Here is a 15,288-nt window from a genome sequence, read left to right on the forward strand (position 1 = left end):
CGGCCGCGCAGGGTCACGCGCCGAGCAGCGCGATGATCCTGTCGAGCTCGTCGAGCGAGCCGTAGGTGATGCCGAGCTCGCCGTGGCCGCCCGCGTCGCGCACCTCGACGCGGGTGCCGAGCCGCCGCGCGAGCCGCGCCTCCAGGTCCTTGATCGCGGGCGACTTCCCGCCGCGCTTCTTCTCGCCCGGCTCCTCGCCCTCGGCGGCCCGGAGCTCCTTCTCCTTCGCCGCCTTGATCAGCGCCTCGACCTTGCGGACGGGGAGCTTGCCGTGGACGGTCCGCTCCGCGACGTCGGCCATCACCTTGTCGCTGGGCGCGCCGAGCAGCGCGCGCGCGTGGCCCTCGCTGAGCTCGCGCGAGATGACCATCGTGCGGATCCGCGGCGGCAGCCGGAGCAGCCGGAGCGAGTTGACGATCGTCGTGCGGTCCTTGCCGACGCGCTCGGCCAGGGTCTGGTGCGTGTAGCTGTGCTCGCGCAGCAGCCGATCGAACGCCTCGGCGATCTCGATCGGGTTGAGGTCGGCCCGCTGCACGTTCTCGACGAGCGCGAGCTCGAACGCCTCCTTCGGGGAGACGTCCTTGACGACGACGAGCACCTCCCTGAGCCCCGCGCGCTGCGCGGCGCGCCACCGCCGCTCGCCCGCGATGAGCTCGAAGGCGTCGTTCCCCGCCTGCGTCCTGCGCACGATGAGCGGCTCGATGAGCCCGTGCTCGCGGATGCTGCCGGTGAGCTCCTCGAGCTCGGTCTCGTCGAAGTGCTGCCGCGGCTGCCCCTTCTGCGGGACGATCTTCTCGATCGCGCACACGAACACGCTGCGCCCCTCGGCCGCAGTCGCTGTCGCCGGCGGCGCCGCGGGGAGCAGGGCGTCGAGCCCCCGTCCGAGCGCGCGCCGCGCCCCTTTCTGATCGGCATTCATGATCTGGGTCGTGCGTCCCTCGCGCGCTCTCCGGGGTTCTGCGGGGGCGAAGGCTCGGCCGGCGGCTCCGCCTCGGCGGCGTCCCCGCGCGGCCGCTTCTTCGTGTCTGCCGCGGCGGCGGGCGGGCCGTCCAGGATCTCGCGCGCGAGGCTCAGGTAGCCCTGCGCCCCCTTCGACTGCGCATCGTAGAGCAGCGCCGGCTTGCCGTGCGACGGCGCCTCGCTGAGCTTCACGTTGCGCGGGATGATCGCGTCGAAGACGCGGAAGTGCGCCTTCACCTCGTCGGCCACCTGGTGGGTGAGCGAGTTGCGCCCGTCGTACATCGTGAGGACGACGCCCTCGACCGTGAGCTCCGGGTTGAAGGCGCTCCGCACCCGGTCGATGGTCGCCATCAGGTGCGTCAGCCCCTCGAGCGCGTAGTACTCGCACTGGAGCGGCACGAGCACCCGGTGCGCCGCGGTGAGCGCGTTCAGCGTGAGGAGCCCGAGCGACGGCGGGCAATCGAGCACGACGTAGTCGTAGCCCGCGAGCTGCGGGCGCAGGGCGTTGCGCAGCCGCACCGCGCGGTCGTCCGCGTCGACCAGCTCGAGCTCCGCCGCGACGAGGTCCTGGGTCGCGGGCACCACGCCGAGCAGCGGCACCTCGGTCGCGACGATCGCGTCCTTCAGCGCCGCCCGCCCGATCAGGACGTCGTAGAGGGACAGCTCGAAGCTCCCGCGCCGCACGCCGACGCCGCTCGAGGCGTTCCCCTGCGGATCGCAGTCGACGAGCAGCGTACGGCACTCTGCCGCGGCGAAGCTCGCGGCCAGGTTGACCGAGGTCGTGGTCTTGCCGACGCCCCCCTTCTGGTTGGCGACGGCGAAGATGACAGGCGAAGGCTTGGGGGCGGAGCCGGGCTTGCCGGGCGCGCCCCCCTCGTTGGGCGATGGCATCGTGCTGTGTCGCGTCCGACCAGGCTGCTTACACGACCCCCATCGGCACGTCGAGAGATGCGGGCGCCTCGACACAAACGTTCGACCGAGCGTGCGGGTCCGTCCTGCGGTCGGCCCAGCGCGCGGGGGGCGTCGTCACCCGCTCGCCGCCATCCCACCGTTCGCTCGCCAGATTGTTGGCCTGAACGGCAGGGGAATCTACAGTGCCCACATGTCGCTTGATGTAGGCAAAGGTGGCCGAACGGCGAAGGCATGGGCACGCGGTCGCGCCTCGAGGCGAGGCCGCTGCTTCGGCCTCGGCGGGGCGCTGCTCGCCTGCTGCGACCCGGGGCCCGTCGATCGGGTCCTTGCGCGCGCTTTCTGGTGCGACGGGCGCGGCCCTGCGCCGCTCGCTCCTGCGCAGGTCCTCGTGCTTTCGCCTTCGCTTCAACGCAGGTCGGCGCTCGGCTCGCGCCGTCGTCCGCCCTCGACCTCGAGTCGCGGGACGACGTCGACCGCCCCTTGATCACGGACGTGGTGCCCAGCTTCGCCGAGCAGACCGACGCACCGACGTCGCCTCGGCACATGTGAGGAGGACAGATGCCGCTTCCCAGGTCGTATCAGAGCTTTTCAGAGTTCGAGCGGGAGATTCTCCGCCCGAGCCGTGTGGGCTTCTCGCTCGAGGACATCGTCGAGGAGGAGGGGTCCTTCGACGCCGAGCTCGACTTCGACAAGGACCCCTTCGACGTCTCGGACGACGACTGAGCGCGGCCGCGCGGCGGCGAGGCGGCGAGGCGCGCCTTCAGCGTCCTCGCACGTCCTCGCGGTCGCGCTCGGCGCTGCTGCTCCGTCGCGTCACCAGCGCCGGCGCTGCGCAGCGCTCCACATCAGCTTGCACGATCCCTCCCGGGATCCGAGCCCCGGCGGCCGCCTCTCCGCCGGGGCTCCTTTTTTTTAAAGCAGCGTCCTGTCGCTCGTCTTGACCCCCCCAGCGACGCGTGGCACGAGTGCCGCCCTTCGAAAAAAACGGCCATGCAAGTCAACGTCGAAAAGCTTTCTCCCGTGCTGATGGAGTTTCAGGTGGAGGTCCCCGCGGACCGGGTCCGGAGCGAGGTCGACAAGGCCTATACGGCGCTCCAGCGGACGGCCCGGGTCCGGGGCTACCGGCCTGGCAAGGCGCCGCGCCAGGTGCTCGCGCACCTCTACGGCGGCCGCATCCACGCCGATGTCGCCCAGCGGCTCGTCGACGCCACGCTGAACCAGGCGCTCGCCGACAAGCAGGTGCAGCCCCTGTCCCAGCCGGCGATCGCGCCCACCGAGCTCCGCCCTGACGACGCGTTCTCCTACAAGGCCCGCTTCGAGGTCCGCCCCGACATCGCCGAGGTGAAGTGGGAGGGCTTCGAGGTGAAGCGCCCCTCGACCACGCCGAGCGACGAGATGATCGACGCCGAGATCACCGCCCTCCGGCGCGAGCACTCGACGCTGCAGGCGCCCGAGCCGGAGCGCCCCGCGGCGAAGGGGGATGTCGCGACGATCGCGTTCACCCTCGAGGTCGACGGCGCGCTGCGCGACACGAAGGAGCAGGAGATCGAGACCGAGCTCGGCAGCGGCCAGGTCTTCAAGGAGATCGAGGACGCGCTCGCCGGGATGACGCCCGGCCAGTCGAAGGACGTCCAGGTCACGTTCTCCGAGCAGCACTCCAACGCGGATCTGCGGGGCAAGCAGGCGACCTTCCACATCACGCTGAAGGATCTGCGGGAGCGCATCTTCCCCGAGGTCGACGATGAGTTCGCGAAGGACTGCGGCGACGAGAGCCTGTCCGCGCTCCGCGAGTCGCTCCGCAAGAAGCTCGAGAAGGAGCTGACGCAGCGGGCGAGCGACGCCGTCGCCGAGCAGCTCGTGGTGGAGCTCTGCAAGGCGAACCCGATCCCGGTCCCGCCGTCGCTCGTCGATCAGCAGGCGCAGCTCGCCGAGCGCGAGCTGCTCGCGACGGCGCGGAGGCAGGGGCAGCGCGTCGATCCGACGCCGGAGTTCCGCGCCCGCGTGCGGCTCGACGCCGAGATGAAGGTGCGCGCGGGCCTGGTCATGGCCGAGATCGCGAAGGCGAAGGCGGTCAGGATCACCGAGGCCGACCTCGAGAAGGGCTACGAGGAGCTCGCCGAGCAGACCGGCAAGAACGTGGCGAAGATCAAGGCGGAGTACCGCGAGCCCCAGAAGCGCGAGCTCTTCGCCGGGATGATCCTCGAGGACAAGATCCTCGACATCATCGAGGCTGCGGCGAAGGTCGCCGACGCGAGCTAGCCCCGCCCAGCAGCGGTCCGGCGCGGAATGGCCGGACTCCTGCACCGCACGCCGGCGCCTCAGCTCTGCTGCGCCGGCGTGCGCCGTTTGTCCAGGTCGCGCCTCTCGCGCTCTCGATCGACGTCGGGCGCGCGCGGCCGGATCGCGCGGGCCGCGGCGCCCCGCGTGTTCCGTGCGCCGCGCGGCGAGCGGCCGATATTTCCGGTAACCTCGGGCGCGTTCGGTCTTGCGATCGGACGCAGTCTGGCCCAGGAGTAGAGCCCCTGCCGCGCGGCAGCGAACCCCCCGGAGCACCGGATGACCCGACGAGTCGAAACCCGCACCCAAGCCATCGAGTTTCTCGAACGCGAGAAGGCCTACATCCTCCCGACGGTCACCGAGGTGACCCACCGCGGCGAGCGGGAGTGGAACATCTTCAGCCGTCTCCTCAAGGATCGCATCGTCTTCATCGGCACGGAGATCGACGACTTCGTCGCGAACGCCGTGATCGCGCAGTTCCTCTTCCTGGAGAGCGAGGATCCCGAGAAGGAGATCCAGGTCTACATCAACAGTCCGGGCGGCGTCGTGACGTCGGGGCTCGCGATGTACGACACGATGCAGTACGTGCGTTGCCCGGTGTCGACGATGTGCATCGGCCAGGCCGCGTCGATGGGCGCCGTGCTGCTCGGCGCCGGTCGCAAGGGCCGGCGCTTCGCGCTGCCGCACGCGCGGATGATGATCCACCAGCCGCTCGGCGGCGCGCGCGGCCAGGCGACGGACATCGAGATCCAGGCGCGCGAGATCAAGAAGATCAAGGAGACGCTGATCGACATCCTCGTCGACGCGACCGGCAAGAACCGGGACGAGCTGGCGAGGGACATCGAGCGCGACTTCTACCTGAGCGCGACGCAGGCCAAGGAGTATGGCCTGATCGACGAGGTCTTCCCGAAGCGGAACAAGTAGGTGGCCGCGCCGCCGCGTCCGGCGGGCGTGCTCGGGATGAAGGCCGGCGCGGCGCCGCCCCGGGCCGCGCCGCGGCGCGGCGTCGCGATGCCACGCCGCGCGCCACCGCTGTGGCGGGCGGAGCATTGCACGCGGGCGCGCAGCAGCGGAGCACGCGGGCTCGGCGCCGCATGCGCCGCGCGGAGCTCGCTCGATCCGCTGTTTTTCGCGCTTTTCGCGCGATGCGCGGCCGCGCCGGCGGCCGATCGCGGGGCGCCATCGGGTGATTCCCTGACTTCGGCCACAGGCTGGAGACCACCCCCGTTAGCTTGCGACGGTACGGGCACCGCACTAGAATCCGAGCGCGGCGTTTGGCTGCGCATCGCTGAAAATCCAGGGGACGGTGGAAGCCGTTCCCGCCGCAAGTTGGAGGGGCCGCCGCCGCGGCGGGACCCCACCTCTCATTGAAGCGGTAGCGTCGGCAGACCGCACTGAGGGTCGAAGTGGAGCGAAGGCGGGACGATCACTCGAATGGCAATCTAAGCTGCTCCTTCTGCGGCAAGTCGCAGAAAGAGGTGAAGAAGCTCATCGCGGGCCCCACGGTGTACATCTGCGATGAGTGCATCGGGCTGTGCAATGACATCATCGCGGAGGAGGTCGAGAAGGACGAGCCGTACGCGGGGTCGACCCCGGTGCCCAAGCCCGCCGACATCAAAGCGACCTTGGACGAGTACGTCGTCGGCCAGAACCGCGCCAAGAAGATCCTCGCTGTGGCGGTGCACAACCACTACAAGCGCATCGACAGCCGGGTCTCCTCGGACGACGTGGAGCTGTCCAAGTCGAACATCCTCCTGCTGGGGCCGACGGGGTCCGGCAAGACCCTGCTCGCGCAGACGCTCGCCAAGATCATCAACGTCCCCTTCGCCATCGCGGACGCGACGACGCTGACCGAGGCGGGGTACGTCGGCGAGGACGTCGAGAACATCATCGTCCAGCTCCTGCAGAACGCGGATCACGACGTCGAGCGCGCGCAGCGCGGCATCGTCTACATCGACGAGATCGACAAGATCAGCCGGAAGAGCGACAACCCGAGCATCACCCGCGACGTCTCCGGAGAGGGCGTGCAGCAGGCGCTGCTCAAGATCATCGAGGGGACGATCGCCAATGTCCCCCCGAAGGGCGGGCGCAAGCACCCGCAGCAGGATTTCCTGCAGGTCGACACGACGAACATCCTGTTCATCTGCGGCGGCGCGTTCGTCGGGCTCGATCAGATCATCCAGCGGCGCATCGGCCAGAACACCCTCGGCTTCGGCGCGGACATCAAGGCGAAGAAGGACTTCAAGCTGGGCGACCTGCTCAGCGTCGTCCAGCCGGAGGACCTCCTCAAGTTCGGGCTCATCCCGGAGTTCATCGGGCGCCTGCCGGTCGTGGCGACGCTCCACGAGCTGAACGAGGAGGCGCTCATCGACATCCTCACGAAGCCGAAGAACAGCCTGGTCAAGCAGTACCAGAAGCTCTTCGAGATGGACGGGGTGAAGGTCAAGTTCACCCGCGGCGCGCTCGTGGCGGTGGCTCGCCAGGCCCTCGAGAGGAACAGCGGCGCCCGCGGTCTTCGCGCCATCCTCGAGTCGGCGATGCTCGACATCATGTACGACGTCCCGTCCCGCACGGGGATCAAGGAGGTCGTCGTCAGCGAGGACGTGATCGTGAAGCACGAGCCTCCGCTCATCGTGTACACGAAGGAGGCGGAGCTCGCGTAGCGCTGACCCCCGGGGGGCGGCGGGCCGGAGCGCAGGCGCGGCCCGAGCCGTGCGCCCTCACCCCCCGGATGCGCCTCCGAGCGTGCCGGCGCCGTGTGTCCCTGGAGGGCAGCGGGACGAGCCGGCGGAAGTTCAGCATCAGATCCAGGCATTTGTGACAACCGAGGCGGGGGTGCCCCGACCTCCCGATACTCCCGGAAAGACGGCGGATGTTCTTCAAGAACGACAGTGATCGCGGCAAGAACGCACCCGAGCGCGGGATCGTCCCGTTGCTCCCGCTTCGCGACATCATCGTCTTTCCACACATGGTCTCGCAGCTGTTCGTCGGGCGCGAGCGCAGCATCGCCGCGCTCGACGAGGCGATGAACCGCGGCAAGGAGATCTTCCTCGCCGCGCAGCGCAACGCGAAGACGAACGATCCGACGCCGGACGACATCTTCGGCGTCGGATCGGTCGGCGCGATCATGCAGCTGCTCCGCCTCCCGGACGGCACCGTCAAGGTCCTCATCGAGGGCAAGCGCCGGGCGCGCATCCGCCGCTACGTCCAGAGCGATGCGTACTTCCTGATCGAGTACGACGAGATCGTCGAGAGCTCGGTCGCGAGCGTCGAGGTCGAGGCGCTGATGCGCTCGGTCCAGTCGACGTTCGAGATGTACGTCAAGCTCAACAAGAAGATCCAGCCCGAGGTCCTGATGGCGGTGCAGGCCATCGACGAGGCCTCGCGGCTGGCCGACACCATCATCGCCAACCTGCCGACCATCAAGCTGACCGACCGGCAGGCGCTGCTCGAGATGGAGGAGCCGCAGAAGCGGCTCGAGCGTCTCATCGAGTTGATGCAGGCCGAGATCGAGATTCTCCAGGTGGAGAAGAAGATCCGGAGTCGCGTCAAGAAGCAGATGGAGAAGACGCAGAAGGAGTACTATCTCAACGAGCAGATGCAGGCCATCCAGAAGGAGCTGGGCGGCGGCGAGCGCGACGAGTTCAAGAACGAGATCCAGGAGATCGAAGAGGCCCTCAAGACCAAGCGGATGAGCAAGGAGGCCGCCGCGAAGGTCAAGAAGGAGCTCAAGAAGCTGAAGATGATGCACCCCACGAGCGCCGAGGCGACCGTGGTGCGCAACTACATCGATTGGATCCTGGAGCTCCCCTGGTACGACAAGAGCGAGGAGCGTTATGACCTCGTCGAGGCCGAGCGGATCCTCGATGAGGACCACTACGGCCTCAAGAAGATCAAGGAGCGGATCCTCGAGTACCTGGCGGTCCAGGCGCTCACGAAGAAGCTCAAGGGCCCGGTGCTCTGCTTCGTCGGGCCGCCCGGCGTCGGCAAGACGAGCCTGGCGAAGTCGATCGCGCGCGCGACGGGGCGCAAGTTCGTGAGGCTGTCGCTCGGCGGCGTGCGCGACGAGGCGGAGATCCGCGGCCACCGCCGGACGTACATCGGCGCGCTGCCCGGCAAGCTGATCCAGTCGCTCAAGAAGGTCGGGACGAACAACCCCGTGTTCCTGCTCGACGAGGTCGACAAGATGTCGACCGACTTCCGCGGGGATCCGGCGGCAGCGCTGCTCGAGGTGCTCGATCCTGAGCAGAACCACACGTTCAACGACCATTACCTGGATCTCGATTACGACCTCTCCGACGTGATGTTCATCACGACGGCGAACACGCTCTCCGGCATCCCGGTGCCGCTCCAGGACCGCATGGAGGTCATCCAGCTCTCGGGCTACACGGAGTTCGAGAAGCTGAACATCGCGGTGAAGTACCTCGTGCCGCGGCAGCGCAAGGAGTGCGGCCTCGAGGACGTGTCGCTCGACTTCACGGAGGGCGCGCTCCGGACGATCATCCACCACTACACGAAGGAGAGCGGCGTGCGCTCGCTGGAGCGCGAGATCGCGAGCGTCTGCCGCAAGGTGGCCAGGCGGGTGGTGTCGGACGGCAAGGAGAAGCCGATCGAGGTCGTCGCGAAGAGCATCCCGAAGTACCTCGGCGTCCCGAAGTACCGGCTCGGCCGGCGCGAGGAGCGCGATGAGGTGGGCCTCGTGAACGGCCTCGCCGTGACCAACGTCGGGGGTGATCTGCTCCCTGCCGAGGCGACGGTGGTGCCGGGCAAGGGCAAGCTCGTGATCACCGGGCTGCTCGAGAAGGGGATGGAGGAGAGCGGGCACGCGGCGATGAGCTATGTGCGCTCGCGCCTCGACCGCCTCGGGCTCGAGGCGGACGTCTATCAGAAGGTCGACGTCCACATTCACTTCCCCGATTTCGTCCGCAAGGACGGGCCCAGCGCCGGCGTCACGATGGTGACCGCGCTCGTCAGCTCGCTCATGAAGGTGCCTGTCCGGAGGGATCTCGCGATGACGGGCGAGATCACGCTGCGCGGGCGTGTGATGCCGATCGGCGGGCTCAAGGAGAAGCTGCTCGCGGCCCACCGCGGCGGCATCGCGACCGTCATCCTGCCGAAGGAGAACCGGAAGGATCTCCGGGACGTGCCGCGGCGGGTGCTAAAGGCGCTGCGGCTCGTGCTCGTCGAGCACGTCGACGACGTGCTCCGTGAGGCGCTCATCCTGCCGGACGCCTATGCGATCTTCGGGCCGCCCAAGGGCGTCCTGGAGTACCGGGACGGCGAGCTCGTCACCGAGGCGGCGCCGGTCAAGGCGCCGCCGGCCGCGGCGGGCGAGCCGACGCCGGCCGCGCCGCCCGGCGCGTGAGCGCGGCGCCGTCGGATAGGCTGGCGGTCGCCGCAGAGACGCACTAGCTCTGCGTCGCCATGATTCGACGCGCACTGATTTCGGTATCCGACAAGACGGGATTGCTCCCGCTGGCCAGGCGGCTCGCGGAGAAGGGCGTGGAGATCCTCTCGACCGGGGGGACGCAGCGGGCGCTCGCGGACGCCGGCGTGCCGGTCGTCGGGGTGGAGGCCTATACCGGCTCTCCCGAGGTCATGGATGGCCGGGTGAAGACGCTCCATCCGCGGGTGCACGGCGGCATCCTGATGCGCGGCGCGATCGACGACGAGGACCTCGCGCGGCTCGGCGGAGCGCCGATCGATCTCGTGGTGTGCAATCTCTATCCCTTCGAGGCGACCGTCAGGAAGCCGGGGGTCGCGCACCCCGAGATCATCGAGAACATCGATATCGGCGGGCCGTCGATGGTGCGGAGCGCGGCCAAGAACCACGCGCGCGTCGCGGTGGTGGTCGATCCGGCCGACTACGATGCTGTGCTCGCCGAGATCGACAGGCAAGGTGAGGTGTCGAGCGCCACCCGCCGCCGGCTCGCCACCAAGGCGTTTGCGCACACGGCGGCCTACGACGGGATGGTGTCCGGTTACCTCTCCTCGCTCCCCGAGGAGGGTGAGCCGAGCGCCGCGGAGCGCGAGGCTTATCCGCGCTTCCTCACGCTCGCCCTCGAGCGGGCCTATCCGCTCCGGTACGGCGAGAACCCGCACCAGTCCGGCGCCTTCTATCGTGAGCGGGGCGCGGCCGCGGGGTCGCTCGCGCTGGCGGAGTCGCTGGGCGCGGGCGGCAAGGAGCTCTCGTTCAACAACCTCGTCGACGTGGACGCCGCGTTCGAGGCGGTGCGCGAGCTCACGCAGCCCGCCGCCGTCGTCGTGAAGCACACGAACCCGTGCGGCGTCGCGACCGGCGACAGCCTCGCGGCCGCCTACAGGACGGCGCGCGACGCGGACGCCGTGAGCGCCTTCGGTGGGATCGTCGCCCTGAACCGCGAGGTCGACCGCGCTGCCGCCGAGGTGCTCGTCGAGACGTTCCTGGAGTGCGTTGTCGCGCCCGCCTATACGCCCGATGCGCTGGAGGTGCTCCGGACCAAGAAGAACCTCCGGCTGCTCGCGACCGGCGCGCTCCTGCCCGCGGATCACCGGGAGCTGACGTTCAAGCGCGTCGGCGGCGGCCTGGTGGTCCAGGAGCGGGACGCCTCGGCGGCCGGCGAGGTGCGCGGCGGCCGGGTCGTGACGAAGCGCGCGCCGACCGAGAAGGAGCTCGAGGCGCTCGATCTCGGTTGGCGCGTCTGCAAGCACGTGAAATCCAACGCGATAGTGCTCGCGATTCCAGGGAGGACGGTCGGAATCGGCGCCGGACAGATGTCGCGGGTCGAGAGCGTGCGCATCGCCTGCAGCAAGGCGGGCGAGCGGGCTCGCGGGAGCGTCCTCGCGTCGGACGCGTTCTTCCCGTTCCCGGACAACGTGGTGCTCGCCGCGGAGCACGGGATCACGGCGGTCGCGCAGCCAGGCGGCAGCGTGAAGGACGCGGAGGTCATCGCCGCGGCCGACGCGGCGGGGATCGCGATGGTGTTCACCGGGGCCCGGCACTTCCGTCACTGAGCCGGTCTGGCACCGAGGTCCCGCCGCTGAACCGCCTCGCGCCTCTGTCCCGGGATGCGCGCGCTCCCACGCCCTTGCGTCGGAAGGGTGGGTCACGCTCGCAGAAAAGTTGACCTTTGCGCCTTGACTGTGATGATGGTCAACGCTGCGCCTGGGCAAAGCGCTGTGCGCGGCGCGAAGGAGCGAGCTGTGGGCGGAATCAGCGAGACGTGCAGCGTGTGCGGGACCGGATTCGAGGTCCAGTTCCGGTACCAGATGGAGGAGAAAGACGGCGGCTTCTCCTTCTTCTGCTCGCAGAAATGCCTGGAAAAGAGCCAGCTCGGCGGGCAGGACGGCGCCGTGCTCGCCACGTGCGACGCGTGCGCGAAGCGGTTTCCGCCGGATCTCGTGTCCCAGGTGCTCTACGTCGCCGGGCGCCGGCACTACGCGTGCTCGCTGGGGTGCCGGACGCAGCTGGTCCGTGAGGCGAAGGGGGTGCGGCTCGGCGACATCGCGGCGGCGGCCGCGGCGCCGGCCGAGGGAGCGACGCCGAGCGGTGACGAGGCGCCGCCGGCAGGAGGCGGGTCGCGCGCCGCCGTGGCGGCAGGTGAGCCGGCGCCGCCGGCGGCTCGGGCGAGCGCCCAGGGTGAGGCGACGGGGCGGGCCGCGCCGGCCGTTGCGCCGGCCGCGTCTGCCGCTCGCCCGGCGGAGGTCAAAGGGCAGGGCGCGGTCGCGGTGCCCCTGTCGCCGGCGGGGGGCGCGAAGCGGCCGGCGCAGCCGCCGCAGCGCCCGGCCGGGGTGCCCCGCTGCCTGGCCGTGTTCAACCACAAGGGCGGTACGGGCAAGACGACGACGGCCGTGAGCGTGGCGGCCGGGCTCGCGGCGCGCGACAAGCGGGTGCTCCTCGTCGACACCGACGCGCAGGGGAACGTCTCTGTCTCGCTCGGCGCGGGCGCGGAGCGGTCGCTCTATCACGTGCTCGTGATGGGGCTCCGGGTCGCGGACGCGACCAAGACGGTGCGACCGAACCTGGATCTCCTGCCGTCCAACGAGACGCTCGCCGCGGCAGAGCTCTACCTGGCAGGGCGCCAGAACCGCGACCGCGTGCTCTCGGATCGCCTCTCCGCCGCGGCGGCCGAGTACGATTACGTGGTGCTCGACTGCTCGCCGAGCCTGTCGTTGATGAACCAGAACGCGCTGGTGTTCGCCGACAGCGTGCTCGTCCCGGTCGCGTGCGACTATCTGTCGCTCGTCGGCGTCCGGCAGGTGATCAAGACGGTGAAGAACGTGAACGCGCTGCTGCATCACCCGGTGCAGATCTGGGGCGTGCTGCCGACCTTCTACGACGGCCGCGCGAAGATCGCGCGCGAGGCGGTGAGCACGATGAAGCAGCACTTCGGGGAGCGCTGCCTCGCGCCGATCCGGCAGGCGATCAAGGTCAAGGAGGCGCCCGCGCAAGGGCAGACGATCTTCGAGTACGCGTCGGGAACCCCTGCCGCGGACGACTACCTCGCGGTGGTCGATCGCATCATCGAGAGCCGCGAGCGCAGCACGGCGGGCCCCGAGGCAGGGGCGGCGCGCGACGGGACAGCATGGAGCGTCGACCGGGGGGACGCGGCCACCGAGCGGCCGGGCGCTGCGGCGGCGGGGGCGTGAAGGGACCCGCGGACGCGGAGTCCCGCTGGATGAAGGGACCCGCGGACGCGGGGTCCCGCTGGATGAAGGGACCCGCGGACGCGGGGTCCCGCTGGATGAAGGACCCGCGGACGCGGGGGTTCGCTGAATGAAGGGCCCGCAGTCGCGGAGCCTCGACCGGGCAGGGGAGCTGGAGGAAGCAATGAAAAGCGAAGGCGATCTCGGGGGCGCCGCGCGGGCGCTGCTCGATCGCGACGAAGTGGAAGGTGTTTTGTCCGGGGCGTTCTATACGTCCACGGAAGCGCCTCGCGTGCGCGCGAAGGCCCGGACGAGCGGCGCCGCATCCGAGCCGGGTGCTGCGCCGGCGCCGGAGAGACCGCAGCACTACAAGGTCATCTGTATCTCGATGTACACCGAGGATCTCGAGCGGCTGGACGAGATGGTCAGCTCGCTCAAGGCGCGCGGGATGACCAAGGCCAACAGGAGCGCGCTGATCCGGCACGCGCTCTCCCAGGTGGACCTCGACAAGATCCCGAAGGGGATTTAATCCCTTCTTCCAGGGAGACTTCGACAGGACGCAGGGCGCGACGTCCGCATTTCCATCATCGTGCGGCGGGCGCGGCGGGCGCGGCGGGCGCGGCGGGCTCCGGGGGGCCCTGCGCGGTGCCGTGGGGGACCTGCGACCGGCCGGCTTTCCCGGGAGCCGGCGAGCGGCGGAGGGCCCCTGCACAGGCGCCGGCGCTCGCGGCGTCGTGGCGCTGCGCCTCGTCCCCCGGCCGCCTCGCCGCGGGCATGCGGCGTGCTTCACGTGCTAGAGTCGAGGCCTACCAGAGAGGGAACATGGACCAGAACTACGTAGGATACGGGACACGCTCGTCGGTGCTCCGCGCCGGTGCCGAGTCGCGCGAGCGCTTCATCGTGCGAACGTACAACCACCTGTTCGGTGCGATCGTCCTCTTCGCTGCGATCCAGATCGCGCTGTTCAAGACCGGCGTCGCCTCGGTCATCGCCAGGGCGATGATGGGTACGAGCTGGCTGCTGGTTCTCGGGGCGTTCATGCTCGTGAGCTGGCTGGCCAGCCGCGCGGCGCACACGTCGGTCTCGAAGCCGGCGCAGTACGCCGCGCTCGGCGGCTTCGTGCTCGCCCAGGCGATCGTCTTCGTGCCGCTCCTTTACATCGCGGACATGGTCGCTCCCGGCGCGATCCAGAGCGCTGGGCTCGCCACGATGGCCGGCTTCGCCGGGCTCACCGCGATCGCGTTCGTGACCCGCAAGGATTTCTCGTTCCTTGGGGCTCTCCTGCGCTGGGGCGCCATCTGCGCGCTCGTCCTCATCGCGGCAGGCGCGCTGTTCGGCTTCCAGCTCGGCACCTTCTTCAGCGTCGCCATGGTCGCGTTCGCTGGGGCCGCCATCCTCTACGACACGTCGAACATCCTGCACCACTTCCCCGAGGACCGGTACGTCGGCGCCGCGCTCGAGCTCTTCGCGTCGGTCGCCATGCTGTTCTGGCATGTGCTCCGTCTCTTCATAAGCTCCCGCGACTGAGCGGGGCGCACCCGCTTCGGATACGGGCCCACCTCGACGTTTTCGGTGCTCGGCGTACGAGAGTACGCCTGTGCGCCGAAAACGCCGATCTGGGCCCGTCTCCTGTGCGGGTGCACCCCGCTCGGGCGGGGGCCGTCGCGGAGAAGGGTTCGGGCGGGGGGCGTTGCGGAGAGGGACTCGGGCGGGGGGCGTTGCGGAGAGGGACTCGGGCGGGGGGGCGTTGCGGAGGAGTGAGGAGAGGGGGCGTCCGTTGCGGAGGAGTGAGGAGAGGGGGCGTCAGGAGCCGAAGAGGGCTTGTAGCGCTCTCGTCAGCGAGAAGAGCATGAGAGCTGCCAGGGCGAGGATGCCTGCGAGCGCCAGGAACAGGCCGGCGTAGAAACGAAGATTCGAGGGCGGCGCGCCGCCCTGCGTTCGCGCTGCGAGGTGGGCGCGCAGCAAGTCGAGGTTGCGCGCGTTCGCCTTGTAGGTCGCATCGAAGAGATCGCCTACGAGTGGGACCGTGCCGAGCAGCGTCTCGAGGCCCACGTTGAGCACCATGCGCAGCACCGCGGAGGCGGGGAGACGGTAACGCGTCGCCGCGAGCACGATGTAAATCGAGAGCACGAAACCGATGAGATCGCCGACCCCAGGGATCAACCCGATCACGGCGTCGTAGCCGACCCGGTAGCCGACTCCAGGGATACGGATCGAGTTGTCCAGAAAATGCCCGAGGGCGTTCAAGCGTTTTAGCCGCTCGTCCTCGAGATCAACGGCCTTCAGCGGGGCGAGCGGCGGCACGGGCATGGCGGACCCATCTCTGCGAAGCGGATCAGACATCCGTTGCAGTTTACTTCTCGCCCCCTCGAACGGCGACTCGAGAGAGAGACCGCGGGGCGGCGTCGCAGGGACGCGCGGCGCGGGGGCGAGGATCGGGCAGGAGCACGTCGCCTCGAGAGGGGGTCGCGGGCGGGCGCTGCCGCCATTGCGGCGACGGCGCCGTGATCCATG

12 protein-coding genes are annotated in these 15,288 nt (G+C 69.6%); 9 read left to right on the plus strand and 3 right to left on the minus strand.

Features of this window, described 5'->3' with window-relative positions; genetic code table 11:
- Window positions 1-13: 13 nt before the first annotated feature.
- Complete coding sequence (locus WMF22_RS17215) at window positions 14-919, minus strand: ParB/RepB/Spo0J family partition protein (RefSeq protein ID WP_437300144.1); 906 nt, start codon at window positions 917-919, stop codon at window positions 14-16.
- Window positions 916-1,851 carry a ParA family protein gene (locus tag WMF22_RS17220; protein ID WP_437300145.1) on the minus strand — a complete coding sequence of 312 codons (936 nt, stop codon included), beginning with the start codon at window positions 1,849-1,851 and terminating at the stop codon, window positions 916-918. The genes WMF22_RS17215 and WMF22_RS17220 overlap by 4 nt, the downstream gene beginning before the upstream one ends.
- Before the next feature lie 579 nt (window positions 1,852-2,430).
- Between WMF22_RS17220 and WMF22_RS17225 the strand changes: the two genes are divergently transcribed.
- The 9 genes from WMF22_RS17225 to WMF22_RS17265 all read left to right on the plus strand — a co-directional run bounded on the left by WMF22_RS17225 (window position 2,431) and on the right by WMF22_RS17265 (window position 14,301).
- A complete protein-coding gene (locus WMF22_RS17225) occupies window positions 2,431-2,595 on the plus strand; it encodes a hypothetical protein (RefSeq protein WP_012235776.1) in 165 nt (54 codons plus the stop codon).
- A 267-nt stretch (window positions 2,596-2,862) separates the two neighbouring features.
- Window positions 2,863-4,131, plus strand: a complete 1,269-nt coding sequence (gene tig, locus WMF22_RS17230; protein WP_437300146.1) for a trigger factor — start codon at window positions 2,863-2,865, stop codon at window positions 4,129-4,131.
- 297 nt (window positions 4,132-4,428) lie between these two features.
- Complete coding sequence (locus WMF22_RS17235) at window positions 4,429-5,073, plus strand: ATP-dependent Clp protease proteolytic subunit (RefSeq protein WP_020735738.1); 645 nt, start codon at window positions 4,429-4,431, stop codon at window positions 5,071-5,073.
- A 482-nt stretch (window positions 5,074-5,555) separates the two neighbouring features.
- On the plus strand, window positions 5,556-6,812 hold the full coding sequence (gene clpX, locus WMF22_RS17240; protein ID WP_012235779.1) for an ATP-dependent Clp protease ATP-binding subunit ClpX: 1,257 nt from the start codon (window positions 5,556-5,558) through the stop codon (window positions 6,810-6,812).
- Between the two features lie 209 nt (window positions 6,813-7,021).
- Window positions 7,022-9,514: an endopeptidase La gene (gene lon / locus WMF22_RS17245; protein ID WP_012235780.1), complete on the plus strand. Its 2,493-nt coding sequence runs from the start codon at window positions 7,022-7,024 to the stop codon at window positions 9,512-9,514.
- A 59-nt stretch (window positions 9,515-9,573) separates the two neighbouring features.
- Window positions 9,574-11,142: a bifunctional phosphoribosylaminoimidazolecarboxamide formyltransferase/IMP cyclohydrolase gene (gene purH, locus WMF22_RS17250; RefSeq protein WP_438036408.1), complete on the plus strand. Its 1,569-nt coding sequence runs from the start codon at window positions 9,574-9,576 to the stop codon at window positions 11,140-11,142.
- 189 nt (window positions 11,143-11,331) lie between these two features.
- Window positions 11,332-12,777, plus strand: a complete 1,446-nt coding sequence (locus WMF22_RS17255; RefSeq protein ID WP_438036409.1) for a ParA family protein — start codon at window positions 11,332-11,334, stop codon at window positions 12,775-12,777.
- A 181-nt stretch (window positions 12,778-12,958) separates the two neighbouring features.
- Window positions 12,959-13,303 (plus strand): hypothetical protein, encoded by a 345-nt coding sequence (locus WMF22_RS17260; RefSeq protein ID WP_157906707.1) that lies wholly within the window; start codon window positions 12,959-12,961, stop codon window positions 13,301-13,303.
- 293 nt (window positions 13,304-13,596) lie between these two features.
- Window positions 13,597-14,301: a Bax inhibitor-1/YccA family protein gene (locus tag WMF22_RS17265; RefSeq protein ID WP_438036410.1), complete on the plus strand. Its 705-nt coding sequence runs from the start codon at window positions 13,597-13,599 to the stop codon at window positions 14,299-14,301.
- A gap of 276 nt (window positions 14,302-14,577) precedes the next feature.
- Here WMF22_RS17265 and WMF22_RS17270 read toward each other — a convergent pair whose 3' ends face one another.
- Complete coding sequence (locus tag WMF22_RS17270; RefSeq protein WP_438036411.1) at window positions 14,578-15,084, minus strand: DUF4112 domain-containing protein; 507 nt, start codon at window positions 15,082-15,084, stop codon at window positions 14,578-14,580.
- Between the last annotated feature and the right edge of the window lie 204 nt (window positions 15,085-15,288).

This window comes from Sorangium sp. So ce204, from assembly GCF_051526795.1.
GTDB classification, from domain to species: Bacteria; Myxococcota_A; Polyangia; order Polyangiales; family Polyangiaceae; genus Sorangium; species Sorangium cellulosum_B.

Coding starts and splice junctions, on each gene's coding strand:
- WMF22_RS17215 (WP_437300144.1), bottom strand. CDS start 919: ATGAATGCCGATCAGAAAGGGGCGCGGCGCGCGCTCGGACGGGGGCTC.
- WMF22_RS17220 (WP_437300145.1), bottom strand. CDS start 1,851: ATGCCATCGCCCAACGAGGGGGGCGCGCCCGGCAAGCCCGGCTCCGCC.
- WMF22_RS17225 (WP_012235776.1), top strand. CDS start 2,431: ATGCCGCTTCCCAGGTCGTATCAGAGCTTTTCAGAGTTCGAGCGGGAG.
- tig (WP_437300146.1), top strand. CDS start 2,863: ATGCAAGTCAACGTCGAAAAGCTTTCTCCCGTGCTGATGGAGTTTCAG.
- WMF22_RS17235 (WP_020735738.1), top strand. CDS start 4,429: ATGACCCGACGAGTCGAAACCCGCACCCAAGCCATCGAGTTTCTCGAA.
- lon (WP_012235780.1), top strand. CDS start 7,022: ATGTTCTTCAAGAACGACAGTGATCGCGGCAAGAACGCACCCGAGCGC.
- purH (WP_438036408.1), top strand. CDS start 9,574: ATGATTCGACGCGCACTGATTTCGGTATCCGACAAGACGGGATTGCTC.
- WMF22_RS17260 (WP_157906707.1), top strand. CDS start 12,959: ATGAAAAGCGAAGGCGATCTCGGGGGCGCCGCGCGGGCGCTGCTCGAT.
- WMF22_RS17265 (WP_438036410.1), top strand. CDS start 13,597: ATGGACCAGAACTACGTAGGATACGGGACACGCTCGTCGGTGCTCCGC.
- WMF22_RS17270 (WP_438036411.1), bottom strand. CDS start 15,084: ATGCCCGTGCCGCCGCTCGCCCCGCTGAAGGCCGTTGATCTCGAGGAC.